Genomic DNA, 25,354 nt, shown 5'->3' on the forward strand with positions numbered 1-25,354 from the left:
TATGTCGACGATGCTGGTGGACGAGCGCTACGCGCACCGAGGGTGGTTGTCTGTCGAAGCGTGGAAGCTGCGCCATACCGTGACGTTCTATGACGCGCTCTACGCCGCGTTGGCGGCACGTCTGGACCTCCCACTGCTCGCCTCCGACGCCGAACGCAGCAAGGCGCCCGGCCTGCCGAGCCGGGTGGAGTTGATCGCGTGACCGCGCCGTACCGTGGTCCCGCGCGCGCGATCACGGTAGGGCCGATTACCCTCTAACCCGTGGCGATATCCAAGGTCGAGCGGTTGATGAATCTGGTTATCGCGCTGCTGTCGACGCGCCAGTTCCTGACCGCCGAGCGGATTCGGGAATCGGTGGCGGGGTACGAGGAGTCCGCGAGTGACGAGGCGTTCAGCCGGATGTTCGAGCGGGACAAGAACGAGCTGCGCGATCTGGGCATACCCCTCGAGATCGGTCCGGTCAGCCGGTTCTCCAGCGTGGAGGGCTACCGCATCAACCGGGATGCCTACGAACTACCCGATATCGATCTGACCCGCGAGGAAGCCGCGGCCGTCGCGGTGGCCGTGCAGTTGTGGGAATCCCCCGAACTGGCGACCGCCGTGGAGGGCGCGCTGTTGAAGCTGCGCGCGGCCGGGGTGCACGTCGAACCCGAGAACGGGGTGGCGTCGGTGCCCGCGGTGCCGGCGCGCACCCGCGGCGCGGAACCGGTGCTGGGCAGGCTGCTGGCCGCCATCGACGCCGGACAGGCGGTGCGGTTCCCGCATCGCACCAGCGGCGACGAGTACATCGAGCGCGATGTGCTGCCCTGGGGTGTGGTGACCCAGCACGGCCGCTGGTACCTGGTCGGCCACGACAACGCCCGCGACGATGTGCGCACCTTCCGGATCTCCCGGATCGGCGAGCAGGTCACCCCCTACGGGCCGGTCAACGCGGTGCACAAGCCCGAGAACGTCGATCTGCGCGAGATCGTGACGCGGGTGACCAGCCAGGCCCCGATCACCGGTTCCGCCACCGTGTGGGTGGCCAAGGGGCGCGGTCAGGAGATCCGCCGCCTCGGCGCGACCATGGAGGAGCGCGAGATCGGCGGCCGCCCCGGCTCGGTGGTGGAGGTGCCGGTCCGCTCCCGCGACTGGCTGGCCCGCCTGCTCACCGGCCTCGGCCCCGACGCCCTGGTCCTGGCCCCGGAAGAGTTGCGCGACACGGTGATCGGCCGCCTCCGGTCGGTGCTGGAACAGACGGAGGTCACGGCGTGAGCAGTCCCAAAGTCACCGGGAGCCGACTGTCGGTGCGGCTGTCGCGGCTGTTGAACATGGTGCCGTACTTCCTGGCGAATCCGGGGATCAGCGCCGCCGAGGCCGCCGCCGAGCTGGGGGTCACCACCAAGCAGCTGATGAGCGATCTGAATCAGCTCTGGATGTGCGGTCTGCCCGGGTACGGTCCGGGTGACCTCATCGACCTGTCCTTCTCCGAGGAGAGCATCGAGGTCACCTTCTCCGCGGGCATCGACCGCCCGCTGCGCCTGACCTCCACCGAGGCGACGGCCCTGCTGGTGGCGTTGCGCTCGATCGCGGACCTGCCGGGCATGGTCGATCCGAGCGCCGCGCACTCCGCCACCGCCAAGATCGAGTCCGCGATCTCCGGGCGGGAGGCCGAGATTCGCGCCGCCGCGCCGGTGGAGGCCCCCGCGGTGGCCACCGTCCGCTCGGCGCTGGCCCGCAATCGCGCGCTGCGCCTGGTCTACTACTCGGCCAGCCGCGACGTGGTCTCCGAGCGGGTGGTCGACCCCATTCGAATCGTTTTGGTGGACAACAACTCCTATCTGCAGGCCTGGTGCCGCCAGGCCGAGGGCGTGCGCCTGTTCCGCCTGGACCGCATCGAGGAGGCGACCGAACTCGACGAGCCCGCCCACCCGCCGGTGGACGCCACCGACGAATCCGCGGGGCTGAACCTGTTCGTGGACGATCCCGCGGTTCCGTTGGCGCGCCTGCGGATTCACGCCGACTACGCGTGGGTGCTGGATCAGTATCCGATGCACCGGGTGACGACGCACCCGGACGGCAGTGTCGAGGCCACCATGCGTTTCGCCACCCTGGACTGGATGGCCCGGCTGCTGCTCGGTTTCGGTTCCGGCGTCACCGTGCTGGGGCCGCCGGATCTGGTGAGCGCGGTGCGGGACCGGTCGAGTGCGGCGCTGGCCGCCTACGCCGCACTGGCCGACGCCGGATAGCGTGGCCAGGACAGGTGTGAGGAGGTCGGTCCCGGTGACATGTCGTGTGCTGGTGCTCGGCGCGGGCAGTATCGGTAGCTATGTGGGCGGCGCGCTGGCCGCCGCCGGGGCCGATGTCACCTTCGTCGGCCGCCCCCGCATGCTCGACGAGCTGCGGGCCTCCGGCCTGCGGCTCACCGATCTGGACGGACGCGACGAGCGGGTCGCGCCGGACGCCTTCCGCACCGCCGCCTCCACCGCCGGCGTCGATGCCGTGGATCTGGTGCTGATCTGTGTGAAGTCGCGAGATACCGCCTCGGCCGCAAGCGAATTGGTGGGACGGCTGGCCCCCGGCACGGTGGTGGTGAGCCTGCAGAACGGTATCGGCAACGACACGGTCATCCGCGAGCTGCTGCCCACCTGCGTGGTGCTGCCGGGCATGGTCATGTTCAATGTGGTGCACCACGGCGGCGGCCGCTTCCATCGCGGCACGGCGGGCGGTATCGCCGTCGCCGACGATCCGGCCCTGGACCGCCTCCGGCCGGTGCTGGACCGCTCCCGGCTGGGGGTGCGCCGCTATCCGGACCTGCTGCCGGTGCAGTGGGCGAAGCTGCTGCTCAACCTGAACAACCCGATCAACGCGCTGTCCGGCCGTCCGCTGCGCGAGCAGCTGGCCCAGCGGGACTACCGGCGCTGTCTGGCGCTGGCGCAGCGGGAGGCGTTGCGCGCCATGGCCCGCGCCCGCATTCGCCCGGCCCGGCTCACCGCGCTGCCGCCGGAGCTGATGGCGCGGCTGCTGACCGTCCCCGATGCCGTTTTCACCCGGGTGGCGGGCACGGTGCTGGCGGTGGACCCGGTGGCGCGCTCCTCCATGGCCGATGATCTGGCCGCCGGGCGCAGCACCGAAATCGCCTGGCTGAGCGGTGAAATCGTGAGCCTGGGCACGATCGTCGGGATGCCGACGCCGGTGAACCAGCGCCTCGTCGAGCTCATCACGGCCGCCGAGAAGGGCGACCGTCGCACCTGGTCGGGTGCGGAACTGCTGGCCGAACTCGGTGCGGCGGCGGGTCGGATCGCCGCGGGTAACATCCGGGCAAATCCGGGTGACCAGCGGTCGAACCAGGGTTGACAAATGGTTCGCCATATGCCGGTCGGGTAGCATCAGGTGACTACGAGTTTGGAGGAAGTCGAATGGGTTCATTGAGCGCGACGCACTGGATCATCATCGCGTTGGTGTTCCTGGTTCTGTTCGGGGCCAAGCGGCTTCCGGACGCGGCCCGGGGTCTCGGACGGTCGCTGCGCATCTTCAAGAGCGAGATGAGCGAGATGCAGTCCGAGGGTGACAAGGACAAGACCACGCAGGCCCAGGCTCCCGCGCCGGAACTGCCCGCCGCCCAGCAGCCCGGCACGCCGGTCCAGCAGCCCAAGTCCGATCTGAACAAGGCGTAATCGCCCTGTCGTAACGCCCGGGATGAGGAACTCGTCCCGGGGCGAGTTCTGTCCAGGTCCGGCGCCAGGCGATCAGCGAGGCATCACATCCATGCGCATTCCGTTCGACCCCCGGCGCAGTCGGCGTAGAACGAATCCCGACGGCACCATGTCGTTGGTCGAGCATCTGCACGAGCTGCGGTCCCGACTGCTGAAGTCCATCCTCGCGGTGGTGCTGACCTCGGTGCTCGGTTTCCTGTGGTACTCGCACTCCTTCCTCTGGATGGACAGCCTCGGCGATATCCTGCGCGGCCCCTACTGTGCGCTGGACCCGGCCAAACGCGCCGCGCTCACCGCCGACGGCGAATGCCGCCTGCTCGCCACGGGACCGTTCGAGCAGTTCATGCTGCGCCTGAAGGTCGGCCTCACCGCGGGTATCGTGCTGGCCAGTCCGGTCTGGCTGTACCAGCTGTGGGCCTTCATCACCCCGGGCCTGTACGCCAAGGAGCGCAAGTACGCGGTCTCCTTCGTGGCGTCGGGCGCGACGCTGTTCACCGCGGGCGCGGTGCTCGCCTACTGGGTGGTCGCGCACGCGCTGGAATTCCTCATGGGAATCGGCGACAACGTGCAGATCACGGCGTTGAGCGGTACGGAGTACTTCAGCTTCATCATCCAGCTGCTGATCATCTTCGGTGTCAGCTTCGAGACACCGCTCATCATCGTCGGGCTCAATGTCATCGGCGTGCTCACCTACGAGAAGCTGGTGAAGTGGCGGCGCGGCATGATCTTCGGTCTGTTCGTGTTCGCGGCCATCGTGACCCCGCAGGACCCGTTCTCCATGCTGGCGCTGGCCTTCGCGCTGACCGTGCTGTTCGAACTGGCGGTCCAGATCGCGCGGCTCAACGACAGGCGCAAGGCGCGACAGGCCGAGAGCTGGGGCGCGCTCTCCGATGATCAGGCGTCCCCGTTGAGCGGCGGACCAGGCGCGATCGAGCGCCCGGAACCGGTCGGCGCACCCGATCCGGTCGCCGCGCCGGAGAAAACCATACGTTCGACGTCGGATTACTCCGATACCCTCTGACGAGTGGCAGATCGGTCGCTCACTGGCGAACTGGCGGCATTCGCCGCCGAACTGAAATTCAGCCTGGATCCGTTCCAGGAGGACGCGTGCAAGGCCCTGGAGGGCGGGCACAGCGTCCTCGTCTGCGCGCCCACCGGCGCGGGCAAAACCGTGGTGGGCGAATTCGCGGTACACCTGGCGCTGGCCTCCGGGGGCAAATGCTTCTACACCACGCCCATCAAGGCGCTGTCGAACCAGAAGTTCGCCGACCTCACCGAGCGGCACGGCCGCGACGCGGTCGGCCTGCTCACCGGTGACCAGTCCATCAATCCGGACGCGCCCGTGGTGGTCATGACCACCGAGGTGCTGCGCAATATGCTCTACGCCGGTTCGGACGCACTGCACGGCCTGTCCTACGTGGTGATGGACGAGGTGCACTACCTTGCCGACCGGTTCCGCGGCGCGGTGTGGGAGGAGGTCATCCTGCACCTGCCGCCCGAGGTGCGCCTGGTCTCGCTGTCGGCGACGGTCTCCAATGCCGAGGAGTTCGGCGCGTGGATGGAGACCGTGCGCGGCGACACCGCGGTGATCGTGGACGAGACCCGGCCGGTGCCGCTGTGGCAGCACGTCATGGTGGGGCGGCGCATGTTCGACCTGTTCGACACCAAGTCCAGCGATCAGAAGGTGCTCGTGGACGAGGATCTGGTGCGCTACATCCGGCACCGGGAGGCGGTGGACCGGATGGAGGGCTGGGCGGTGCCCGGCGGCCGCGGGCGCGGCGGGGGCCGCCGCATGTTCCGGCCGCTGCCGCGCCCGGAGCTGCTGGCGCGGCTCGACGAGGAGGGGTTGCTGCCCGCCATCACCTTCATCTTCAGCAGGGCGGGGTGCGACGGCGCGTTGGCGCAGTGCCTGCGTTCCCGGCTGGACCTGTCCCGGGACGGGGACGCCGACGAGGTGACGGCCATCATCGAGAAGCACACCGGGGATCTGCCCAAGTCGGATCTGGAGGTGCTCGGCTACTGGGAGTGGCGCGAGGCACTGCACCGTGGCCTGGCCGCCCACCATGCCGGCATGCTGCCCGCCTTCCGGCACACCGTCGAGGAACTGTTCGTGAAGGGCCTCGTCCGGGCCGTATTCGCCACGGAGACACTGGCTCTGGGCATCAATATGCCCGCGCGCACGGTGGTGCTGGAGCGGCTGGTGAAATTCAACGGCGAGAGCCACGCGGAGCTGACACCGGGGGAATACACCCAGCTCACTGGGCGTGCCGGGCGGCGCGGCATCGACGTGGAGGGCCACGCGGTGGTGATGTGGACCCCCGACGTGGACACCAGTGCGGTGGCCGGTCTGGCCTCCACCCGCACCTATCCGCTGCGCAGCTCCTTCCGGCCCGGCTACAACATGTCGATCAACCTCATCGACCGGATGGGCGCGGCGGATTCGCGTGCGCTGCTGGAGCGGTCCTTCGCCCAGTTCCAGGCCGACCGGTCGGTGGTCGGTCTGGTGCGTGGCATCGAACGCAATGAGGGCACGCTGCGCAAACTGCGCTCCCAGCTCGGCGACGACGACTTCCTGGAGTATTTTCAACTGCGCGAACGCATTCGGGAACGCGAGCGCAGCATCGAACGGCAGGGCCGCACCGACCGCCGCTCGGCGGCGGTGTCCGCGCTGAGCTCGCTGCGGCGCGGCGACGTGGTGGCCATTCCCACCGGGCGGCGCTCCGGCCTCGCGGTGATCCTGGAACCCGATGCGTCACCGGGCGATCCGCGCCCGCTGGTGCTCACCGCCGACAAATGGGCGGGCCGGATCTCGGCCGCCGATTTCCCGACCCCCGCCGAACCGCTGGGCCGCCTGCGGCTGCCCCGCCACGTCGACCACCGCACCGCGCGGGTGCGCCGCGATCTGGCGTCGGCGCTGCGCAGCACCGGAATCACCGTGCCGCGGCACAAGGGCGGCAAGAAGTCCCGCGCCGCCGACGATGCGCAATTGCAGTCGCTGCGGCGGGCGCTGCGCGCGCATCCCGCGCACACCCGCCCGGATCGGGAACAGCTGGCGCGCATCGGCGAACGCTACAACCGGGTGCAGCGCGAGACCGACTCCATGCGCCAGCAGGTCGCCGCCACCACCAACTCCCTGGCCCGCACCTTCGACCGCATCGTCGGCCTGCTCGAGGAACGCGGCTACGTCGACGACGGCGAGGTCACCGCGGATGGGCGGCGGCTGGCGCGCATCTACGCCGAGGCCGATCTGGTGGTGGCCGAATGTCTGCGCCAGGGGCTGTGGCGCGGGCTGGGACCGGCCGAACTGGCGGCCGTGGTGTCCATCCTGGTGTACGAATCCCGCCAGGAGGGCGGCTATCTCGGGGCGTCCGGTCCGACCGCGCCCAGCCGCCGCGCCGTGGAGGCCACCATCGGGGTGTGGTCGCGGCTGCGGTCCGACGAGGCCCGGCACAAGCTGTCGCCGACGCGGGAACCCGACCTCGGGTTCATGTCGGGCATCCACACCTGGGCGCGCGGCGACGACCTGGTGGACGCGCTGCTGGCCAGTGGCGATCGCGGGAATCCGCTCTCGGCGGGCGATTTCGTGCGCTGGTGCCGCCAGGTGATCGACCTGCTGGACCAGATCCGCAATACGGCCGATGATGAGGAGGTGGCGGCCACGGCGGCCAAGGCGGTGCGCGCCATCCGGCGGGGTGTCGTGGCGGTGGACGCGGCGTGATGACAACGGTTGTGCTTTGATTCCTCGAGTACGACGATCGCGAGTGGAGGCAAGCAGATGAGCGGCCCGTACGGACCGAACGACGCCCCGGGCGGAGGACAGGGTAGTCACGACCCGACTCAGCAGTGGACCGGCGGCGTACCCGGACAGCAGTGGGGCGGCCAGCAGCAGCCCGCGCCGCCCACTCAGCAGTGGGGCGATCAGCAGCAGCCCCCGGGACAGTGGGGCCAGCCGCCGCAGCAGCCCGGTGGGCAGCAGTGGGGGCAGAGCCAGCCGCAGTGGCCGCAGCAGGGCCAGTCCGGCACCGACTGGAACCAGCAGCAGCCCGGTGGGCAGCAGTGGGGCCAGAGCCAGCCGCAGTGGCCGCAGCAGGGCCAGCCGGGCTGGGAACAGCAGCAGCCGGGTCAGCCGGGTCAGCCGTGGCCGGGCGGACAGCCGCCGCAGCAGAAGAAGACCGGCGTCATCATCGCCGCGGTGGTCGGCGCGGTCGTGGTGGTGGCCGCGGTCATCGGCGGCGTGTTCTTCCTGACCGCCAAGGATCAGCTGGACAACAACGCCGTGCAGAACGGCGTGCAGAAGGTGCTGAAGGATTCCTACGGCATCGAGGACGTCAAGGACGTCAGCTGCCCGTCCGGTCAGAACGTGGAGATCGACAACACCTTCGACTGCACCCTGAAGGTGGGCGGCGAGGACAAGAAGGTGACCATCAAGGTCACCAAGGAGGACGGCACCTACGAGGTCGGCCGCCCCAGCTGAGGCGATGCGGCTGCGGCGATCGCGGCTGCGTCGAATCGAGCACGGTATCGAATCGAGCACGGTCGGTCCCCGCGGCGGCGATCGCGGCTACCGTGATCGCGAAGACGCCGGTACGAGAGCCGGTTTCGCGCGCTATCCGGTGCGGGAGACCGGCTCTCACCGTGCCGGAACCAGCTCCCCGCGACGGGATCGCGCGGGCGATCCGCGCCGACGAGCCCCCGCTCGAGTCGGCACCCGGTCCTCAGGCGTTGGCGCGCATGGCGGTCACCAGGCGTTTGATCGGGCTCTCGGCGTTGTAGGCGGCGGCGAGCCCGTCCAGCGCGGCGGCATCGACCGGTGCCGCGGGCAGCGCGTCCGGCCGGGAGAACTCCACCTCGGCGTCGCGCACCACCCGCACCACCGGGGCCGCGGCCCGCAGATAGTCGTCGGCCGCGGCGAGTTTGGCGCGCACCCCCTTGGCCAGGTCGGCGGCCGGATCGGCCACCGCCGCGCGCAGCGCCTCGAGTGAGCCGAATCGGGAGATGAGGGTGGCGGCGGACTTGTCGCCGATGCCCGCCACGCCGGGCAGCCCGTCCGAGGCGTCACCGCGCAGGGTCGCCATATCCGCGTAGGCCGGACCCGCGTTCTGCTGGGGCACACCGTATTTCGCCGCCACCTCGGCCGGACCCCACAGCTGTGCCTTGGCCAGCCCCTGACCCACGTAGAACAGCCGCACCGGCGGCGCCGGATCGTCGCGCACCAGCTGCATGAGGTCGCGGTCACCGCTCACCACGATCACCTCGCTGTCGCGCTCCCGGGTGGCGAGGGTGCCGATCACGTCGTCGGCCTCCAGCCCGGCCGCGCCCGCGGTGGCGATCCCGGCGGCCTCCAGCATCCGCAGGATCATGTCGACCTGCGGGGTGAGGGTGTCGGGCACCTCCTCGACATTCGGATCGGCGGCGTCGGCGAGCCGGTGCGCCTTGTAGGAGGGCACCAGATCCACCCGGAAGGTCGGCCGCCAGTCCAGATCCAGGCAGACCGTCAGCCGACTCGGCCGATGCTGTTTGATCAGCGCGGCGACCATATCGGTGAACCCGCGCAGCGCGTTCACCGGCTGCCCGTCGGGTGCGGTGATCTTCTCCGGGATGGCGTAGAACGCGCGGAACCAGAGACTGGCTCCGTCGAGCAGCAGCAGCGGACCGGTGGGGTTGCTCATGGTCTCCAGACGCTACCGCCCGCCGCCGACAGACGGTGTCGAGGTCGCGTCGCGACACGGGTAACGTCGAACCCTATGAGCTCTCACGACGAGTCACGGTTCACAGCGGACGTCTACGGAGCGCGACTGGAGCGGGCGGCGGAGTTGACCCGCGCCGCCCATCTGGACGCGCTGCTCATCACCCCCGGCCCCGACCTGCAATATCTGATCGGTTCCCGGGCGCAGTCGTTCGAACGGCTCACCTGCCTGGTGATTCCGGCGTCCGGGGAGACGCCGTCGGTGATCATCCCCAAGCTGGAACTGGCCGCGCTGGGCGGTTCGGCGGCGGGCGAACTGGGCCTGCAGGTGGTCGACTGGACCGACGGGGTCGATCCGTACGCGCTGGTGAAATCGGTGCTGAACGCCGGCGCGCGCACCGCCGTGGACGACCACATGCCCGCCCTGCACCTGCTGCCCGTCGCCGACACCTTGGGCCAGCTGCCCGTCTCGGCCACCCCGATCCTGCGGCAGCTGCGAATGATCAAGGACGCCACCGAGATCGACGCGCTGCGCCGCGCGGGCGCCGCCATCGACCGGGTGCACGCGCGGATGGGCGAGTTCCTGCGCGTCGGCCGCACCGAGCGCGAGGTGGCCGCCGACATCACCGCCGCCATCGTCGAGGAGGGCCACACCGGCGCCGCCTTCGTGATCGTGGGCAGCGGCCCGCACGGCGCGGATCCGCACCACGAGGTGTCCGATCGGGTGATCTCCGACGGGGACGTGGTGGTCGTCGATATCGGCGGCCCGGTCGAACCCGGCTACTTCTCCGACTGCACCCGCACCTACGTGCTCGGCGAACCGCCCGAGGAGATCGCGGCCCAGTTCACCGAACTGGAGCGCGCCCAGGCGGCCGCGGTGGCCGCCGTCCGGCCCGGCGTGACCGCGCACGCCGTCGACGCCGCCGCCCGCGATCGCCTGGTCGCCGCCGGGTTGGGCCGCAGCTTCGTGCACCGCACCGGGCACGGCATCGGCCTGTCGGTGCACGAGGAGCCCTACATCGTGGCGGGCAACGACATTCCGCTCGCGGCGGGGATGGCCTTCAGCGTCGAACCGGGCATCTATTTCGCCGGTGAGTGGGGCGCCCGCATCGAGGACATCGTCGTGGTGACCGAGGACGGCTGTGAATCGGTCAATACCCGCCCGCACGGCCTGACCCGGCTCTAGCGGGCCGCGGACGCGCTCGGCGTCAGGGTTCCACCTGCGCCGAGAGCGGAATCCCGGTGTGCAGGAAGCGGATCAGGCGTCCGATGCGGACGCAGTGGGCGGCGCAGCGGTCGTAGTGCTGCGCCAGCAGGGCCACGTCCACCGCCATGGCGGCGCCGTGCGTCCAACTGGTGTCGCCGACCACCCGCAGCACTTGGCGATGCAGCCGGTCGAGGGTGTCGTCGGCGGGAATCGGCGCCAGATCCGGGGAGGGCGGTCGGGCGACGATGGCCGCCACCGCGGCGGCGGCCAGATGCGTGGTGGCCGTGGCCATTCCGGTCAGCAGGGTGACCACGTGCGGCGGCGCCACGGGCAGCGGGTGGCGGCGCACCACGCTGTCGGCCACCCGGCTGAGTGCGCCGCCGATGCCGTTGAGGTCGTCGGCGATCTGGATGGCGGTCACCACATGGCGCAGATCGCGTGCGACGGGCGCCTCCAGTGCCAGCAGGATGACGGATCTGTCCTCGCAGGTGGCGTGCTTGGCCTGGAGCTGCTCCTCGAGGGCGAAGACCTCGTAGGCGGCGCCCAGATCGGTATCGGTCAGCGCGGCCGTGGCCCGCTCGGTGGCCTCGTGCGCGAGTCGCGCCATGTGGGCGAGCTCATGGGTCAGCGTGGTGAGCTCGTAGGAGAATTTCGTCCGCACGGAGTTATCTTCGCTGCCGAGTGGACGGGACGCACAAATTAGCGAAATGGACCGGCGGGTATGCGAATTCGGAGTGACAGGACCCCGATGCGATTCAGTGCGCGGCCGCGCCGCCGTTCTTCAGCGTGCCGCTCGACAGCACCCGCTGCACCTTGATGGCGATGACCACCCGGTTCGGATTCTCCCGCGGCACCCGGTAGCGCCGCGCGTACCGCCGCTCCGCGTCGGCCACGCTCACCGCGTCGTCGAGCACCTCGGCCGGACCCTCCAGGGTGAGCCACCGGGGGCCGTCCACCTGACTCACCGCCGCGTACCCCGACCGGCGCACATTGCGCACCTTCACCTTGTCGTCGCTGGTGATCACCCGCGCGACCCCGGCCTCCGGATCCCAGGTGAAGCTCACCGCCACCACATGCGGGGTGCCGTCGGCGCGCAGCGTGCTCAGCGTCGCCAGATGGCGTTCGGCGACGAATTCGAGGGCGGCGGCGGAGAGCTCGGGGCGCGGAGTCGGCATGGTCCGACGCTACCAACTCCGGGCGGCGGCCGGACGGCACCGGTCCCTTTGGCAGACTGAACGCCATGGCCGAGATCGACGATGGCGTGGTGCTGGTGCTGGGTGGGCGCAGTGAGATCGGGGTGGCCGTGGCACGGCGGCTCGCACCCGGGCGGGTCGTGGTGCTGGCCGCGCGCCGCAGCGGCGATCTCGACGAACAGCGGCGCGCGCTCACCGCCGCGGGCGCCGCCGCCGTGCACGCGGTGGAATTCGATGCCGACGATACGGCGGGCCATCAGGCGCTGCTGGAGAAGGTCGCGGCCGAGTACGGCCGGATCGGCGTCGCGGTGGTGGCCTTCGGCGTACTGGGCGATCAGGCGCGCGCCGAGCGGGATCCGGCGCACGCGGTGGCGGTGGTGCACACCGACTATGTGGCCCAGGTGAGCGTGCTGACCGTGCTCGCGAATCTGCTGCGGGCCCAGGGCGGAGGGCAGATCGTGGCCTTCAGCTCCATCGCCGGGGTACGGGTGCGCCGCGCCAACTATGTGTACGGCTCGGCCAAGGCCGGACTGGACGGATTCGCCAGCGGGCTCGCCGACGCCCTGCACGGCAGCGGGGTACACCTGCTGCTGGTGCGGTCGGGCTTCGTGGTCGGGCGGATGACCGCGGGCATGGATCCGGCCCCGCTGTCCAGCACTCCCGACCAGGTGGCCGACGGCGTGGTGGCGGGGCTGCGGCGGCGCTCGCGGGTCGCGGTGGTGCCCGGCGCGCTGCGGTTGATGTTCCTCGCCATGCGGCTGGTGCCGCGGTCGGTCTGGCGGCGGATGCCGCGATGAGCGCCGCGGCGCTGGAATGGCCGGTCGCCCAGCCGATCACGGTGATCGGCATCGGTGCGGACGGTTGGGATGGCCTGGGCGGGGTGGCGCGGCGGGCGCTGACCGACGCGGAGGTGGTGCTCGGGTCGGCGCGGCAGCTGGCACTGCTGCCCGACGACGGCCGCGCCGCCCGGGTGAGCTGGCCCGCGCCGCTGCTGCCCGCCCTCACCGGGCTGCTGAAACGCTATGCGGGGGAACGAGTCTGCGTCCTCGCCAGCGGCGATCCGATGTTCTACGGCATCGGCGTGACCCTGGCCCGGCTGGTCGGCGCGCACGCCCTGCGGGTGCTGCCGCAGCCGTCCTCGGCATCGCTGGCCTGCGCCCGGCTCGGGTGGGCGCTGGCCGAGACGCCGGTGGTGAGCGCGGTGGGGCGGCGGCTGGAGACGGTGCTGCCCGAACTCGCCGACGGCCGTCGCGTGCTGCTGCTGAGCACCGACGAGCACACCCCGGCGCTGCTGGCGGAACTGCTGGCGCGCAACGGTTTCGGTGAATCGACGGTGACGGTGCTGGAGCAGTTGGGCGGTCCGGGGGAGCGGATCGTCGCGGGTACGGCCGCGACCTGGGCGCATCCGCCCGGGGACGCCCTCAATATCGTGGCCGTGGACTGTGTGGCCGATCCGGCGGCGGTGCGCCTGAGCCGCCTGCCCGGCCTGCCGGACCCGGTGTACGGCGGCGACGGCCAGCTCACCAAATCGGAGGTGCGCGCGCTCACCATCGCCGCGCTGGCCCCCGCGCCGGGCGAGCTGCTCTGGGATGTCGGCGGCGGCTCCGGCACCATCGCCATCGAGTGGTGCCGTACGCATCCCAGCTGCCGCGCCGTCACCTTCGAACGGTGGCAGGCGCGACGGGAGCAGATCGGCGCGAACGCCACCGCCCTCGGCGTTCCCGGCGTCGAGGTGCGTGGGACGGCCCCGGGATCCTTCGCCGACCTGCCCGCACCGGATGCCGTCTTCCTCGGCGGCGGCCTGACCCAGGACGGCCTGGTCGACGCCTGCTGGGACGCGCTGCGTCCCGGCGGCCGCCTGGTCGCCAATGCCGTCACCGCCGAATCGGAGGCACTGCTGCTCACCCTGTCCGCCACCCACGGCGGCACGCTGCGCCGCATCCAGATCCACCGCGGCGAGCCCCTCGGCGGATTCACCACGTGGCGACCGCAGTTGCCGGTGGCCCAATGGTCGGTGCGCAAACCTGGCGACTGAGGTTCGCCCGCCGTACGCTGGGTAGATCCCAGCTATCGGGCGGACGTTTCGCCACCGCCCCGATGGAGGTGTCTCATGACTCGGATTCGACATCGATGGACAGGATCGGAGGCGCTGCCGGTCTTCGCCCGCACCGAACTCGGGCGGCGGTCGCGAAGAGTTCGCCACCATGCCGGTGAGGGTATCGAGGACGGTTACAACGTGCCGGGAATCGTGCTGTGCGGACTGGGTGTCGTGGCCTTGGCCCTGGCGCTCACGGCGGCGGGTTACGGATTCACCGGATGGGCGACGATCGCGGCGTTCAGCTGCGCGGCACTGCTGCTGTGCGGTGCCCTGTGGCTCTACGTCGAGTGGCGTCGCGACCGTCGCCATCATCCCGATCCGACCGCGCGACAGGGCCATTGACCCGCGCCCATCGTCGACCCTCGCGCGGGCGGGGGCCGGGAACCTATGCGGCCATCGGGCGGGGGTAGGGGCTGCGCATGGTGAGGTAGTGGATCTCGAGATCGCGTTCCAGGTAGTCCATGCGGTGTTCCCAGAAGTCCCGCATATGCGGCAGGGCCAGGTGCCGGTCCAGATCGGCGGCTGAGCGCCACACCTCGTAGAAGACGAAGGTGGTCGGGTCGTCGGCGAGTTCGTGGAAGTGGTACTCGAGCGCGCCGTCCTCCTCACGGGTGGGGGTGACGAAGGACAGCAGCAGTTCGCGCAGCTCCTCGACCTTGTCCGGCTTGGGGTGGGCGAAGCCGACCAGTGTGAACGGAATCCCCTCGGAAGGTACGGTGTTTGTCATACCTCGGACGCTAGCGGTGTCGGAGGTACGATGCAAACCGTACCTACGGAAGGTGGGTGGACGTGGTCGCCGACGAACCGAGCACGGCGGAACTCGACCTGGGCGCGGTACTGGCCGCCCTGGCCGACAAGCACCGCCTCGCGGTGGTGCTGGCGCTGTTGGCCGATGCCGAGGATGCCGAGCGGCATTGCAGCTCCTTCGGCCTGCCGGTCTCGAAAGCCACTCGGACCCACCACTTTCGGATACTGCGGCAGGCGGGGTTGATCCGGCAGGTCGATCGGGGCAACAGCAATATGGCGCGATTGCGCCGCGCCGATCTGGCCGAGCGCTTTCCCGGCCTGCTCGAGCTGCTGGCCGACGAGGTCGCGCGGCGGACCGCGGCCGCCCCGAACTGAAACATCGATAGGTCAACGGTATGGTGACGTGCCGTGACTCGATTGTCATCGGGTCCGGTATCAGCCATATCGGGAGACTTGATGAAGTACACGAAGTTCGCCGCCACCGCCCTGTTCGCCGCCGCCGCCACCGGAATCGCCACCGGGACCGGATACGCCGCACCGGTGGAAGCGCCCACCGCACCGCAGCCGGTCGCCGCGCAGGTGCACGGGCAGGATCAGGGTGTCGGCTACACCATCGCGCTGGCCGAGGCGGGCGACGCCATCGTCACCAGCGTGACCGGCGGGCGGTTCAGCGTCGACGCCGACGGGCAGGCCGTGAGCCTGACCAACGAATCCGGTGCGGTCGTGGCGCAGGTGCCGCTGACCGGTCAGGCCGGTGGGGAGGACGTGCGGATCGTCGCGGCCGTCGCTGACAACGGCCAGGAACTGTCGCTGACCCCCGAGGTCGGGCCGCACGCGCACGCGCGGGCCATCTCCGCACAGCAGTGGTTCTTCGCCGAATTGCAGCGCGCCGCACTCGGCGCGGCCGTGGGCGCGGTGATCGGCGGCGCCATCGGCCTGCTCGGGCTGGTCGTCTCCGCGATTCCCGGCGCCATCATCGGCGCGCTCATCGGCCTGCTGGTCGCCGGTGGTCAGCCGCTGATCGACTCGGGCTCCGCCTACTTCAGCGGGCAGCCCTGAGGACCCTGATTCTCGGCGGCACCCGCGAAGCTCGGGTGCTCGCCGAAACTGCTTCCGGCGAGCGGGGATTCGAGATCGTCTCCTCGCTCGCCGGACGCGTCCGCGACCCGCTGCTGCCGGTGGGGCAGGTGCGGATCGGCGGCTTCGGCGGCGTGGACGGACTGCGGACCTGGTTGTCGGACAATCGCATCGAGGTCGTGGTCGACGCCACCCATCCGTTCGCGGCCGGTATCACCGACCATGCCGCCGCGGCCGCCGCGAGTCTGGGGCTGCCGATCCTGCACGTGCGCCGACCGGGCTGGACGCAGCGCCCGGGGGACCGCTGGATCCGGGTGCCGGATCTGTCCGCCGCCGCGACAGCCGTTGCCGGACTGGGGGACCGGATCTTCCTCACCATCGGCCGCCAGGGCGTGAGCGCCTTCGCCGCGCTGCGCGCGCACTGGTTCCTCATCCGGGCCATCGATCCGCCCGAGGACGCGCTGCCGCCCCGGCACGAACTGCTGCTGGCACGCGGCCCGTTCACCGTCGCCGACGAAACGGCGCTACTCGCGGCGCATCGGATCACCGCCCTGGTCACCAAGGACAGCGGCGGCGCGCAGACCGAGGCCAAACTCGACGCCGCGCGCGCCCGCGGGCTGCCCGTGGTCGTGGTGGACCGCCCGCCGCTGCCGGCGGGGGCGCGGTCGGTGGAAACCGTGGCTGCCGCCTGGGATTGGCTGCGCGCGGCGCACCGGCTCAGGTGAGCCGACTGGTCTCGCTGAGCAGTTCGGGCAGCCGGTCGAACCATTCCAGCACCGCGCGTTCGTAGCGGATGCCGAAATCCAGGGTGGCCCGCTCGAACGGGGACTGCCGCTGCTCGTCGTGACCGGTGAGGTATCCGGCCAGGCGCTGTTCGTGGATCTCCCGGTTGGCGTCGATGATGCGGCGCAGCCGGTCGGGTTCCACGAAGTCGCCGAAGGACAGGGTGAGCAGCAGCGGCACCCGGATGGTCTCCGCGCCCGGATCGCGGGCGATCCACTGGGCGAACGCCTCGCGGCCCGCCTCGGTGATCCGGTAGGGGGTGCGGTCGCGCGCGCCGGCCTCGCCCTTGTCCACCAGGCCGTGCTGATGCATGGTGGCGAGTTCGCGATACACCTGGCTCTGGGTGATGGTCCAGAAGTCACCGATCTTGTCCTGGGCCAGGGCGACCAGATCCCAGCCGGACATGGGGCCCTGGTGCAGGAATCCCAATAGCGACGCGGCCGTCGAATTGAGCGGGCGTTGCGATGCGTCTGCCACCTGCACTCCCTTCCTCCGGGCCATCTTCCACTATGGAATATTAATCGGTGTAGCGGCGGGAGGTGAAGACGCGTGGCCCACCCGGCGCCTCGAACACCGTGGTGCTCGACGCGCCCACGATGAGCAGGGTACGCATATCCACCTCGGCCGGATCCAGCTCCGCCAGGGCCACCACCCGCACTGATTCGGTCGGGCCGCCCACATCGCGGCCGAGCACCACCGGGGTATCGGGTTTGCGGTGTTCGAGCACCAGCTCCCGCATGGCCGCCACCTGCCAGGTGCGCTGCGAGGAGGCCGGGTTGTAGACGGCGAAGGCCATATCGGCGGCGGCCACGGCGGCGATCCGACGCGCCACCACCTCCCACGGCTTGAGGCGGTCCGACAGCGAGATCATGGCGAAGTCGTGACCCAGCGGTGCGCCGACCCGGCTCGCGACCGCACTGGCCGCGGTCATCCCGGGCAGCACCCGCACCGGAACATCGCGCCACTGCGGATCTGCCGACTCCTCGATCACGGCCGCCGCCATGGCGAAGACGCCGGGATCGCCGGAGGACACCACCGCCACCCTGCCCCCGCGCTTGGCCAGATCCAGGGCCATGGCCGCGCGCTCGGACTCCACGCGGTTGTCACTGGCGTGGCGGCGCTGCCCCGGACGCTCGGGGACACGATTCACATAGGTGCTGTAGCCGACGATGTCGGTGGCCTCGGCCAGTGCCCGCATGACCTCGGGGGTGGTCCATTCGGCCGCGCCGGGACCGAGGCCGACCACGACCACCTCGCCGTGCGCCGCGTGCCCGTCGGTCACGGGTTCTGGCGTGGCGCTCGTCGAGTGCGCGGAGCCGGTCGCCTGTGCTCGCGCCGCAGGGCGTGCGGGGGCCCCGAAAAGCGGGGCGTCGGTGTCGGACGGGCCGTCCGACGTCGCGGGCCGTATCGGGGTCACGCCGCGGGGTGCGTTCTCCGTCGCGGGTTCCGGGCGGGGGGAGGCCGGGGCCGGAGCGGTGGTGGGCGCGTCGCCATGTTCGGCGCGCCGCTCGACGGTCGCGGTGATGACCGGGATCGGGGTCGCCGGTTCAGGGCCGGGCAGGACGGTGATCGCGAAATACGGCACGCTGGCGTCGTCCACGTCGGCGGCGCGCAGCACGCGCTGGCGGGTGCTGCTGGCACGTTCCACGTAGTAGGCGTCGTCGAGTCGCCCGGCATCGGAGAGGGCTTGGCGCACACCGGGATAGGTGCGGCCCAGTTTCATGATGGCGGCGGCGTCGGTTTCCCGGAGGCGGCGGGTGAGCTCGTCCACCGGCAGGGTGCCGGGCAGCACCGTCAGCACCTGGTCGCCCTCGACCAGCGGGGTGCCCAGCGCCGCCGAGGCCGCGCTCACCGAGGTGACGCCCGGAATGATCTCGGTGTCGAAGCGGTCGGCGAGGCGGCGGTGCATATGCATGAAGGAGCTGTAGAACAGCGGGTCACCGGCGGCGAGCAGGGCCACCGACCGGCCGGCGGCCAGATGGTCCGCCAGCAGGGCGGCGGCGGATTCGTAGAACTCGTCGATCGCGCCCTGATAGCCGCCGGGATGGTCGGTGGTCTCGGTGGTCACCGGATAGACCAGATGCTCCTCGAGCTGGCCCGCGCGCATATACGGTGCCGCGATGCCGCGGGAGATGCTGCGGCCGTGGCGGGCACTGTGGAAGGCGATCACATCGGCCGCGCCGATCACCCGCGCCGCCTTGACCGTCACCAGTTCCGGATCGCCCGGTCCCAGTCCGACACCCCAGAGCTTGCCGCTCATTCCTGTTCGCTCGCAATCGCATTGAGGGCGGCGGCGGTGATGGCACTGCCACCCCGGCGGCCGCGCACCGTCAGAAATTCCACGCCGCCGTATTCCGCCAGGGCCTGCTTGGATTCGGCCGCGCCGATGAAGCCGACCGGAATCCCGAGCACCGCGGCCGGGCGCGGCGCACCCGCGTTCAGCATGTCCAGCAGATGGAACAGCGCGGTCGGCGCGTTCCCGATGGCCACCACTGCCCCGTCGAGCCGGTCCCGCCACAGCTCCAGCGCTGCCGCCGAGCGTGTATTGCCCAGCGCCGCCGCCAATTCCGGCACCCTCGGATCATCCAGCAGGCACAGCACCTCGTTGTCGGCGGGCAGCCGCTTGCGCGTCACCCCCGACGCCACCATCTTGGCGTCGCACAGAATCGGCGCACCGCCCCGCAGCGCCGCCCGCGCCTTCGCCACCACATCGGTGCTGAATTCCACGTCGGCGGCCAGATCCACCTGCCCGCAGGCGTGGATCATCCGCACCACCACCTGCGACACGTCCGCCGGAAACCGCGCCAGCTCCGCCTCCGCGCGAATGGTGGCGAACGAGCGCCGATAGATCTCGGCCCCGTCGGTGAGGTAGCTGGCACGCACGTCGGACATGGCGTCCAGACTAAGAGGAGCGCGCGCGACCCCCGCGCGCCGGGTACGGGCTGTGAACCCGAACCGAGTGCGAACTTCCTGCCGTACGCACCCACCTGGGCTGGTGCCGCCTCCCGCACGGCGCGGAACCGCGGTCAGGATGCCGTTGCGGCGGGCGGTACCACTCGGTAGCCGGTCGGCGTGGCCGTGACCTCGGTGGCGGGGCCGCGGGGGTGGCCGCAGCGGCGGTCGCAGCCGGACCAGTGCTGGCGGCCGGTGGCGACCACCTCGTCGGCCGCCAGCTCGGCGGCGGCGGGTTGCGGTGGGCCGGAAGGCAGTACGCGGCCCGCCTCGACGGCGGCCGTGGCGTCGGCGCGGACGTCGGTCAGGGATTTGGCGCAGCCGGGCTGGCCCGCGCAGGCGGTGACCTGGAGCCAGGGGGAGGTGGCGTCGAAGATGAGACCCATGGGGGCCAGCACGCGCACCACCTGTTCGGCGGCCCACTCGTCGAGGTCGGTGATCACCAGACCCCGCCACGGGGTGATGACGACCGGGCGGTCGACGGCGGCGATGAATTCGGCGGTGCGGGCGGGCAGCGAGCCCAGGCGCACGCCCGCGCCCAGCGCCACCCGGTCGTCGGCCTGGGTGAGCCAGCCGATCGGAGGTTCCTGGTGTGGCGGCAGCTCCACGGTCTCGGCGGTGGTGAGATGCGGATGCGCGGCGCGCAGGCGGTCCGCCAGCGCCGCCGGGCCGTCCGGGATCTCGTGCAGCCGCCACTGGTCCTCGCGCAGTTCCAGGAAACCGTGCGCGGCGTGCAGCACGGTATCCACGGCATGTTCGGCGGTGACGCGCAGACCGGAGTCGCGCCCCGCCAGCACCACGGCGTAGGTGTCCTCGTCGATGGCGTGCACCCCGATATCCGCGCCCAGCCCACTCACATCGCCGCGACCGTCGTCCAGGGTGAACAGCACCCGGCCGGGCAGCTCGGCCAGTCGCGGCGCGGCGCGCACACCGGCATCGAGTGCCGGAACCAGCGCGTGCACATCGGTCCAGCCGCCGACCCGGCCCGACAGCGGGGACGCGACGATATTGCGCACCCGTTCGTGCGTCCCGCTGGGCAGCAGCCCGGCCGCCCGCAGCCGCCGCTCCAACTCGGCGGCGTCACGCACCCCGCGCAGCTGCGCATTGGCGCGGGAGGTGAGTTCGATGCCACCGTTGGCGAGTTCCCGCGCCGCCTCGGCCAGCGCCTGCACCTGGGCCGGTGCCAGCCGACCACCGGGCACGCGGATGCGGGCGAGCGGCCCGTCGGCGGCCTCGTGCAGGCGCAGCACGCCCGGGCAGGAATCGGGATCTGTTCGAGTCATGACCCGATCCAGCCTACGGACACCCGGGTGGACCCGTCGCGGGGCACCGAGTCGCGGCGGGCCTGCGATGCCCGCCGCCTTCGGGTGTAGCACTCCGTGCACCTGCGGCGAACTCGTCCGGTACCGGCCCGCTCGGATCCCCTGCGCCGACACCGGTGGCGTGCGCGCCGATTCCGGCATCCTGCGATCGCGCAGTCGCCGCCCGCGGCACTCGCGCCGGTCGGAGTGAGCGGATACGGGCCTCAGCGCAGGTGATGCGGTTCGATTCCCGGCGTCGTGCGCCCGCTCGCCCAGCTCGGACTGGTGGCGTAGGTGTCGTTGAGCAGGCTCGGGCTGTCGTGGTGTTCGAGGTGGTCGCGGTGCACGGTCGTGGTCATCAGCATCAGCGCGAACAGGAGTGTGGCCGCGCAGATCCCGCCGGCGACGATCGCCCACTGCGAATGTCCGGTGCCGGCAGCGGTCAATGCCATTGCCAGCGTTGCGAAAGCAACCAATGCGCACAAGTACCCTGACCAGGCGGCGAACCGATTCCGCCTGACCCAACCCGGAGTGTTCGGCATACGCGCAGCGTACGCCCGCGCAGGGGTCGTGGCACCGGGCCGGGCGGAGAGGTTGCAGCACTGTGATCCCCGCGCGATAGAGTCGCGAGGCTCGTCGGACGGAAGAAACCGGTGCAATTCCGGTGCGGTCGCGCCACTGTGACAGTCAGACCTTCCCCATGAGCGCCGAACCGTGCCGGGCGCGTCACCCCAAGGAAGGCCGAACCGTGATTCTGCTGCTGTCCACCTCCGATACCGATCTGCTCAGTGCCCGCGCCAGCGGGGCCGAGTACCGGCTCGCCAATCCGGCGCGGCTGCTGCCGGAGGATCTGCCCGCCCTGCTCGTGGGCGCCGATCTGGTGATCGTGCGCATCCTCGGCGGCGTCCGCGCCTGGGAGGAGGGACTGGAGACGCTGCGCGCCAGCGGCGTTCCGCTGGTCGCACTGGGCGGTGAGATCGCGCCCGACGCCGAACTCATGGAACGGTCCACCGTGCCCGGCGGCGTGGCCGCCGACGCGCACAACTACCTCGCCGCCGGCGGGCCGCTGAACCTGCGGCAACTGCACAACTTCCTGTCCGACACGGTGCTGCTCACCGGGCACGGCTTCGAACCGCCGGTGGACATGCCGCGCTGGGGTGAACTCGAGCGCACCGCGCGGCCGGTCGCCGCGGACGCGCCCACCGTCGCGGTCGTCTACTACCGTGCCCAGCAACTGGCCGGGAACACCGCCTATGTCGACGCGCTGTGCACCGCCATCGAAGCGGCCGGGGCGCGGCCGCTGCCGCTGTATTGCGCCTCGCTGCGCGCCGCCGAGCCGGAACTGCTGGCCCGGCTGCGCGAGGCCGACGCACTGGTGGTGACCGTGCTGGCCGCGGGCGGCACCAAACCCGCCACCGCCTCGGCCGGTGGCGAGGACGAAGCGTGGGATGTGGGTGCGCTCGCCGACCTGGATGTGCCCATCCTGCAGGGCCTGTGCCTGACCAGCAGCCGCGCCCAGTGGGAGGACAATGACGACGGGCTGTCGCCGTTGGATGTGGCGACCCAGGTGGCGGTGCCGGAATTCGACGGCCGCATCATCACGGTGCCGTTCTCCTTCAAGGAGTTCGACGCCGACGGCCTGTCGGCCTACGTGCCCGATCCGGAGCGGGCGGCGCGTGTGGCCGGGATCGCGGTGCGCTACGCCCGGCTGCGGCGCATCCCCAATGCCGACAAGCGGGTGGTGCTCATGCTGTCGGCGTATCCGACCAAGCACGCCCGCATCGGCAATGCCGTCGGCCTGGACACCCCGGCCAGTGCCATCCGGCTGCTCACCGAGATGCGGGCCGCCGGATACGATCTCGGCGCGCCGGGGGAGATCCCGGGCCTCGAACAGGGCGACGGCGACGCGCTCATCCACGCCCTGATCGCCGCGGGCGGCCAGGATCCGGACTGGCTCACCGCCGAACAGCTCGAGGGCAACCCGATCCGCATCGGCGCGGACACCTACGCCGCCTGGTTCGAGACGCTCCCGGACGACCTGCGCGAGAACGTGATCGAGGCGTGGGGGCCGCCGCCGGGTGAGCTGTACGTGGACCGCTCCGCCGATCCGAAGGGCGAGATCGTCATCGCCGCACTGCGGTTCGGCAATGTGGTGCTCATCGTGCAGCCGCCGCGCGGCTTCGGCGAGAATCCGGTGGCCATCTACCACGATCCGGATCTGCCGCCCAGCCATCACTACCTGGCCGCCTACCGCTGGCTGGCCGCTCCCGAGGGCTTCGCCGCCGACGCCATGGTGCACCTGGGCAAGCACGGCAATCTGGAGTGGCTGCCCGGTAAGACCCTCGGCATGTCCGCCTCCTGCGGCACCGACGCCGCACTGGGCGATCTGCCGCTGATCTATCCGTTCCTGGTGAACGATCCGGGCGAGGGCACCCAGGCCAAGCGCCGCGCCCACGCCACCCTGGTGGACCACCTCATCCCGCCGATGGCGCGCGCCGAAACCTACGGTGACATCTCGCGGCTGGAGCAGCTGCTCGACGAGCACGCCAATATCTCCGCGCTCGACCCGGCCAAGCTGCCCGCCATCCGGCAGCAGATCTGGACCCTCATGCGGGCCGCCAAGATGGACCACGACCTGGGGCTCGCGGAGCGCCCGGACGAGGACGTCTTCGACGATATGCTGCTGCACGTCGACGGCTGGCTGTGCGAGATCAAGGATGTGCAGATCCGCGACGGCCTGCACGTGCTCGGGCAGGCTCCGGCGGGGGAGACCGAGGTCGACCTGGTGCTGGCCATGCTGCGCGCCCGCCAGCTGTGGGGCGGCGAGGTGTCCGTGCCCGGTCTGCGAGAAGCGTTGGGGCTCAGCGAGTCCGGCGACGAATCCCGCAACCGGGTGGACAGCTTCGAGGCGCGCGCCCGCGCTCTCGTCGCCGCCCTGCAGGCCGCGGACTGGTCGGTCGACGCCATCGACGCGATCGTCGACGCGCAGATCACGGCGGGCGGCACGGGTGAGAACGCCGGGGCCACACCGGCACTCGCGGACGCCGCCGCCTCCGGGGACGCGGCGGCACCGGGCGCGGCCCTGGCGGGGGACACGGGGAAGAGCGAGGATTCGGTGGTGGCTGAGGCAGGCCGTTCGGCCGCGGGCGGGGCGACGGCCGTGCCCGGAAACGCTGTCGCACCCGGCGGTGCGGCCACATCCACCGGTTCGACCGCGCCCGCCGTCGGTCCGGACGCCGTGCGGGCGGTGCTGCGGTTCGCCGCCACCGAGGTGGTGCCGCGGCTGCGGCAGACCGAGGTGGAGATCCAGCGGGTGCTGCATGCCCTGTCCGGTGGTTTCATTCCGGCCGGGCCGAGCGGCTCGCCGCTGCGCGGCCTGATCAATGTGCTGCCCACCGGCCGCAACTTCTACTCCGTCGACCCCAAGGCGGTGCCCTCGCGGCTGGCCTGGGAAACCGGTCAGGCCATGGCGGATTCGCTGCTCGAGCGCTATCTCGCCGACCATGGCGAGTACCCGAAGTCGGTGGGCCTGTCGGTGTGGGGCACGTCCGCCATGCGCACCGCGGGCGACGATATCGCCGAGGTGCTCGCACTGCTCGGGGTACGGCCGGTGTGGGACGAGGCCAGCCGCCGCGTCACCACCCTCGAACCGATCGCGCTCGACGAACTGGGCCGACCGCGCATCGACGTGACCGTGCGCATCTCCGGCTTCTTCCGCGACGCCTTCCCGCACGTGCTCGCCCTGCTCGACGACGCGGTGCGGCTGGTGGCCGGGCTCGACGAACCCACCGAGTCGAATTACGTGCGCGCCCACGCCCAGTCGGATCTGGCCGCGCACGGTGACGAGCGTCGCGCCACCACCCGCATCTTCGGCTCCAAGCCCGGCACCTACGGCGCGGGCCTGCTCCAGCTCATCGACTCCAAGAGCTGGCGCACCGACGACGATCTCGCGCAGGTGTACACCACCTGGGGCGGCTACGCCTACGGCCGCGACCTGGACGGCGCGCCCGCCGCCGACGACATGCGCTCGGCGTATCGACGAATCGCGGTGGCGGCCAAGAACACCGACACCCGCGAGCACGATATCGCCGACTCCGACGACTACTTCCAGTACCACGGCGGCATGGTGGCGGCGGTGCGCGCGCTCACCGGCAAGAATCCGGAAGCCTATATCGGCGACAGCACCCGCCCGGATTCGGTGCGCACCCGCACCCTCTCGGAGGAGACCACCCGCGTGTTCCGGGCGCGCGTGGTGAATCCGCGCTGGCTCGACGCCATGCGGCGGCACGGCTACAAGGGCGCGTTCGAAATGGCCGCCACCGTCGACTACCTCTTCGGCTACGACGCCACCACCAATGTGGTCGCCGACTGGATGTACGAGAAACTTGCCGACAGCTACGTTTTCGACGATGTGAACCGCAAGTTCATGGAACAGTCGAATCCCTGGGCGCTGCACGGTATCGCGGAGCGTTTGCTGGAGGCTGCGGAGCGGAACCTGTGGGAGCGGCCGGAGGATGAGACGCTCGCGCGGTTGAAGCAGATCTACCTCGAAACCGAGGGCGAACTCGAATAATTCGGCCTGTGGTGCGCCCGCGGCGGCGCGGGCGCACCACCG

General features: G+C 71.0%; 25 protein-coding genes. 16 read left to right on the forward strand and 9 right to left on the reverse strand.

The annotated features are described in order from the left end of the window. Position 1 precedes the first annotated feature (1 nt). The 8 genes from QJS31_RS20725 to QJS31_RS20760 all read left to right on the forward strand — a co-directional run bounded on the left by QJS31_RS20725 (position 2) and on the right by QJS31_RS20760 (position 8,169). Positions 2 to 202, forward strand: coding sequence for a hypothetical protein (locus tag QJS31_RS20725; protein WP_306357459.1), 201 nt, complete (start codon positions 2 to 4; stop codon positions 200 to 202). Positions 203 to 261: 59 nt separating this feature from the next. Further along, a complete protein-coding gene (locus QJS31_RS20730; RefSeq protein ID WP_143980819.1) occupies positions 262 to 1,254 on the forward strand; it encodes a YafY family protein in 993 nt (330 codons plus the stop codon). Positions 1,255 to 1,310: 56 nt separating this feature from the next. Further along, positions 1,311 to 2,228: a YafY family protein gene (locus tag QJS31_RS20735; RefSeq protein ID WP_195145934.1), complete on the forward strand. Its 918-nt coding sequence runs from the start codon at positions 1,311 to 1,313 to the stop codon at positions 2,226 to 2,228. A 34-nt stretch (positions 2,229 to 2,262) separates the two neighbouring features. Next, the gene (locus QJS31_RS20740; RefSeq protein WP_282778827.1) at positions 2,263 to 3,336 is read left to right on the forward strand and encodes a 2-dehydropantoate 2-reductase; all 1,074 of its coding nucleotides are present in this window, start codon (positions 2,263 to 2,265) and stop codon (positions 3,334 to 3,336) included. A gap of 62 nt (positions 3,337 to 3,398) precedes the next feature. Further along, positions 3,399 to 3,656, forward strand: a complete 258-nt coding sequence (gene tatA / locus QJS31_RS20745) for a Sec-independent protein translocase subunit TatA (RefSeq protein ID WP_029927968.1) — start codon at positions 3,399 to 3,401, stop codon at positions 3,654 to 3,656. Positions 3,657 to 3,747: 91 nt separating this feature from the next. Beyond that, positions 3,748 to 4,716 (forward strand): twin-arginine translocase subunit TatC, encoded by a 969-nt coding sequence (gene tatC / locus QJS31_RS20750; RefSeq protein WP_282778826.1) that lies wholly within the window; start codon positions 3,748 to 3,750, stop codon positions 4,714 to 4,716. A gap of 3 nt (positions 4,717 to 4,719) precedes the next feature. Beyond that, positions 4,720 to 7,413, forward strand: coding sequence for an RNA helicase (locus QJS31_RS20755; RefSeq protein WP_282778824.1), 2,694 nt, complete (start codon positions 4,720 to 4,722; stop codon positions 7,411 to 7,413). A gap of 57 nt (positions 7,414 to 7,470) precedes the next feature. Continuing rightward, positions 7,471 to 8,169: a DUF4333 domain-containing protein gene (locus QJS31_RS20760; protein WP_282778822.1), complete on the forward strand. Its 699-nt coding sequence runs from the start codon at positions 7,471 to 7,473 to the stop codon at positions 8,167 to 8,169. A 241-nt stretch (positions 8,170 to 8,410) separates the two neighbouring features. On the opposite strand, the gene QJS31_RS20765 is transcribed toward QJS31_RS20760, so the two are convergent. After that, positions 8,411 to 9,364, reverse strand: a complete 954-nt coding sequence (locus QJS31_RS20765; protein ID WP_306357460.1) for a 5'-3' exonuclease — start codon at positions 9,362 to 9,364, stop codon at positions 8,411 to 8,413. Between the two features lie 75 nt (positions 9,365 to 9,439). On the opposite strand from QJS31_RS20765, the gene QJS31_RS20770 reads away from it, so the two are divergent. Beyond that, complete coding sequence (locus tag QJS31_RS20770) at positions 9,440 to 10,567, forward strand: Xaa-Pro peptidase family protein (RefSeq protein ID WP_306357461.1); 1,128 nt, start codon at positions 9,440 to 9,442, stop codon at positions 10,565 to 10,567. Between the two features lie 22 nt (positions 10,568 to 10,589). On the opposite strand, the gene QJS31_RS20775 is transcribed toward QJS31_RS20770, so the two are convergent. Together QJS31_RS20775 and QJS31_RS20780 are read right to left on the reverse strand one after the other, a co-directional pair. Continuing rightward, entirely contained in the window at positions 10,590 to 11,249 is a 660-nt protein-coding gene (locus QJS31_RS20775; RefSeq protein ID WP_282786609.1) for a PhoU domain-containing protein, read from the reverse strand. A gap of 94 nt (positions 11,250 to 11,343) precedes the next feature. Beyond that, on the reverse strand, positions 11,344 to 11,763 hold the full coding sequence (locus QJS31_RS20780) for a TIGR03618 family F420-dependent PPOX class oxidoreductase (RefSeq protein WP_306357462.1): 420 nt from the start codon (positions 11,761 to 11,763) through the stop codon (positions 11,344 to 11,346). A gap of 65 nt (positions 11,764 to 11,828) precedes the next feature. On the opposite strand from QJS31_RS20780, the gene QJS31_RS20785 reads away from it, so the two are divergent. The 3 genes from QJS31_RS20785 to QJS31_RS20795 all read left to right on the forward strand — a co-directional run bounded on the left by QJS31_RS20785 (position 11,829) and on the right by QJS31_RS20795 (position 14,221). Then, positions 11,829 to 12,578: an SDR family NAD(P)-dependent oxidoreductase gene (locus tag QJS31_RS20785; RefSeq protein ID WP_306357463.1), complete on the forward strand. Its 750-nt coding sequence runs from the start codon at positions 11,829 to 11,831 to the stop codon at positions 12,576 to 12,578. Beyond that, positions 12,575 to 13,816 carry a precorrin-6y C5,15-methyltransferase (decarboxylating) subunit CbiE gene (gene cbiE, locus QJS31_RS20790; RefSeq protein ID WP_306357464.1) on the forward strand — a complete coding sequence of 414 codons (1,242 nt, stop codon included), beginning with the start codon at positions 12,575 to 12,577 and terminating at the stop codon, positions 13,814 to 13,816. Before QJS31_RS20785 ends, cbiE begins: the two co-directional genes overlap by 4 nt. Positions 13,817 to 13,891: 75 nt before the next feature. Beyond that, positions 13,892 to 14,221: a hypothetical protein gene (locus tag QJS31_RS20795; RefSeq protein ID WP_228809709.1), complete on the forward strand. Its 330-nt coding sequence runs from the start codon at positions 13,892 to 13,894 to the stop codon at positions 14,219 to 14,221. A 43-nt stretch (positions 14,222 to 14,264) separates the two neighbouring features. Here QJS31_RS20795 and QJS31_RS20800 read toward each other — a convergent pair whose 3' ends face one another. Next, on the reverse strand, positions 14,265 to 14,606 hold the full coding sequence (locus tag QJS31_RS20800; RefSeq protein ID WP_282786345.1) for a putative quinol monooxygenase: 342 nt from the start codon (positions 14,604 to 14,606) through the stop codon (positions 14,265 to 14,267). Positions 14,607 to 14,668: 62 nt separating this feature from the next. On the opposite strand from QJS31_RS20800, the gene QJS31_RS20805 reads away from it, so the two are divergent. The 3 genes from QJS31_RS20805 (at position 14,669) to QJS31_RS20815 (ending at position 16,428) form a co-directional block, all read left to right on the forward strand. After that, complete coding sequence (locus QJS31_RS20805; protein WP_085996432.1) at positions 14,669 to 15,001, forward strand: helix-turn-helix transcriptional regulator; 333 nt, start codon at positions 14,669 to 14,671, stop codon at positions 14,999 to 15,001. An 81-nt stretch (positions 15,002 to 15,082) separates the two neighbouring features. Beyond that, positions 15,083 to 15,685 (forward strand): hypothetical protein, encoded by a 603-nt coding sequence (locus QJS31_RS20810; RefSeq protein ID WP_306357465.1) that lies wholly within the window; start codon positions 15,083 to 15,085, stop codon positions 15,683 to 15,685. Further along, complete coding sequence (locus QJS31_RS20815; RefSeq protein ID WP_306357571.1) at positions 15,682 to 16,428, forward strand: cobalt-precorrin-6A reductase; 747 nt, start codon at positions 15,682 to 15,684, stop codon at positions 16,426 to 16,428. The genes QJS31_RS20810 and QJS31_RS20815 overlap by 4 nt, the downstream gene beginning before the upstream one ends. Here the strand turns inward: QJS31_RS20815 and QJS31_RS20820 are convergent. From QJS31_RS20820 to QJS31_RS20840, 5 genes are all read right to left on the reverse strand, one after another. Continuing rightward, entirely contained in the window at positions 16,421 to 16,963 is a 543-nt protein-coding gene (locus QJS31_RS20820) for a PadR family transcriptional regulator (RefSeq protein ID WP_372341618.1), read from the reverse strand. The two genes, QJS31_RS20815 and QJS31_RS20820, sit on opposite strands and share 8 nt — an antisense overlap. A gap of 40 nt (positions 16,964 to 17,003) precedes the next feature. Further along, positions 17,004 to 18,746 carry a precorrin-2 C(20)-methyltransferase gene (locus QJS31_RS20825; RefSeq protein WP_282786127.1) on the reverse strand — a complete coding sequence of 581 codons (1,743 nt, stop codon included), beginning with the start codon at positions 18,744 to 18,746 and terminating at the stop codon, positions 17,004 to 17,006. Then, positions 18,743 to 19,378, reverse strand: coding sequence for a precorrin-8X methylmutase (locus QJS31_RS20830; RefSeq protein WP_306357466.1), 636 nt, complete (start codon positions 19,376 to 19,378; stop codon positions 18,743 to 18,745). The genes QJS31_RS20825 and QJS31_RS20830 overlap by 4 nt, the downstream gene beginning before the upstream one ends. A gap of 134 nt (positions 19,379 to 19,512) precedes the next feature. After that, positions 19,513 to 20,721, reverse strand: a complete 1,209-nt coding sequence (cobG, locus tag QJS31_RS20835) for a precorrin-3B synthase (protein ID WP_306357467.1) — start codon at positions 20,719 to 20,721, stop codon at positions 19,513 to 19,515. A 242-nt stretch (positions 20,722 to 20,963) separates the two neighbouring features. Beyond that, positions 20,964 to 21,281: a hypothetical protein gene (locus tag QJS31_RS20840; protein ID WP_306357468.1), complete on the reverse strand. Its 318-nt coding sequence runs from the start codon at positions 21,279 to 21,281 to the stop codon at positions 20,964 to 20,966. Positions 21,282 to 21,487: 206 nt separating this feature from the next. Here QJS31_RS20840 and cobN point away from each other — a divergent pair, with 206 nt between their 5' ends. After that, a complete protein-coding gene (gene cobN, locus QJS31_RS20845) occupies positions 21,488 to 25,312 on the forward strand; it encodes a cobaltochelatase subunit CobN (protein ID WP_306357572.1) in 3,825 nt (1,274 codons plus the stop codon). Positions 25,313 to 25,354 lie beyond the last annotated feature (42 nt).

This window comes from Nocardia sp. CC213A, from assembly GCF_030766805.1.
Classification (GTDB): Bacteria; Actinomycetota; Actinomycetes; order Mycobacteriales; family Mycobacteriaceae; genus Nocardia; species Nocardia otitidiscaviarum.

Excerpts from the sequence above, each read along its gene's own strand:
- QJS31_RS20725 (WP_306357459.1), top strand. The coding sequence starts at position 2 with ATGTCGACGATGCTGGTGGACGAGCGCTACGCGCACCGAGGGTGGTTG.
- QJS31_RS20735 (WP_195145934.1), top strand. The coding sequence starts at position 1,311 with ATGGTGCCGTACTTCCTGGCGAATCCGGGGATCAGCGCCGCCGAGGCC.
- tatA (WP_029927968.1), top strand. The coding sequence starts at position 3,399 with ATGGGTTCATTGAGCGCGACGCACTGGATCATCATCGCGTTGGTGTTC.
- tatC (WP_282778826.1), top strand. The coding sequence starts at position 3,748 with ATGCGCATTCCGTTCGACCCCCGGCGCAGTCGGCGTAGAACGAATCCC.
- QJS31_RS20760 (WP_282778822.1), top strand. The coding sequence starts at position 7,471 with ATGAGCGGCCCGTACGGACCGAACGACGCCCCGGGCGGAGGACAGGGT.
- QJS31_RS20765 (WP_306357460.1), bottom strand. The coding sequence starts at position 9,364 with ATGAGCAACCCCACCGGTCCGCTGCTGCTGCTCGACGGAGCCAGTCTC.
- QJS31_RS20770 (WP_306357461.1), top strand. The coding sequence starts at position 9,440 with ATGAGCTCTCACGACGAGTCACGGTTCACAGCGGACGTCTACGGAGCG.
- QJS31_RS20780 (WP_306357462.1), bottom strand. The coding sequence starts at position 11,763 with ATGCCGACTCCGCGCCCCGAGCTCTCCGCCGCCGCCCTCGAATTCGTC.
- QJS31_RS20785 (WP_306357463.1), top strand. The coding sequence starts at position 11,829 with ATGGCCGAGATCGACGATGGCGTGGTGCTGGTGCTGGGTGGGCGCAGT.
- cbiE (WP_306357464.1), top strand. The coding sequence starts at position 12,575 with ATGAGCGCCGCGGCGCTGGAATGGCCGGTCGCCCAGCCGATCACGGTG.
- QJS31_RS20795 (WP_228809709.1), top strand. The coding sequence starts at position 13,892 with ATGACTCGGATTCGACATCGATGGACAGGATCGGAGGCGCTGCCGGTC.
- QJS31_RS20800 (WP_282786345.1), bottom strand. The coding sequence starts at position 14,606 with ATGACAAACACCGTACCTTCCGAGGGGATTCCGTTCACACTGGTCGGC.
- QJS31_RS20810 (WP_306357465.1), top strand. The coding sequence starts at position 15,083 with ATGAAGTACACGAAGTTCGCCGCCACCGCCCTGTTCGCCGCCGCCGCC.
- QJS31_RS20825 (WP_282786127.1), bottom strand. The coding sequence starts at position 18,746 with ATGAGCGGCAAGCTCTGGGGTGTCGGACTGGGACCGGGCGATCCGGAA.
- QJS31_RS20830 (WP_306357466.1), bottom strand. The coding sequence starts at position 19,378 with ATGTCCGACGTGCGTGCCAGCTACCTCACCGACGGGGCCGAGATCTAT.
- cobG (WP_306357467.1), bottom strand. The coding sequence starts at position 20,721 with ATGACTCGAACAGATCCCGATTCCTGCCCGGGCGTGCTGCGCCTGCAC.
- QJS31_RS20840 (WP_306357468.1), bottom strand. The coding sequence starts at position 21,281 with ATGCCGAACACTCCGGGTTGGGTCAGGCGGAATCGGTTCGCCGCCTGG.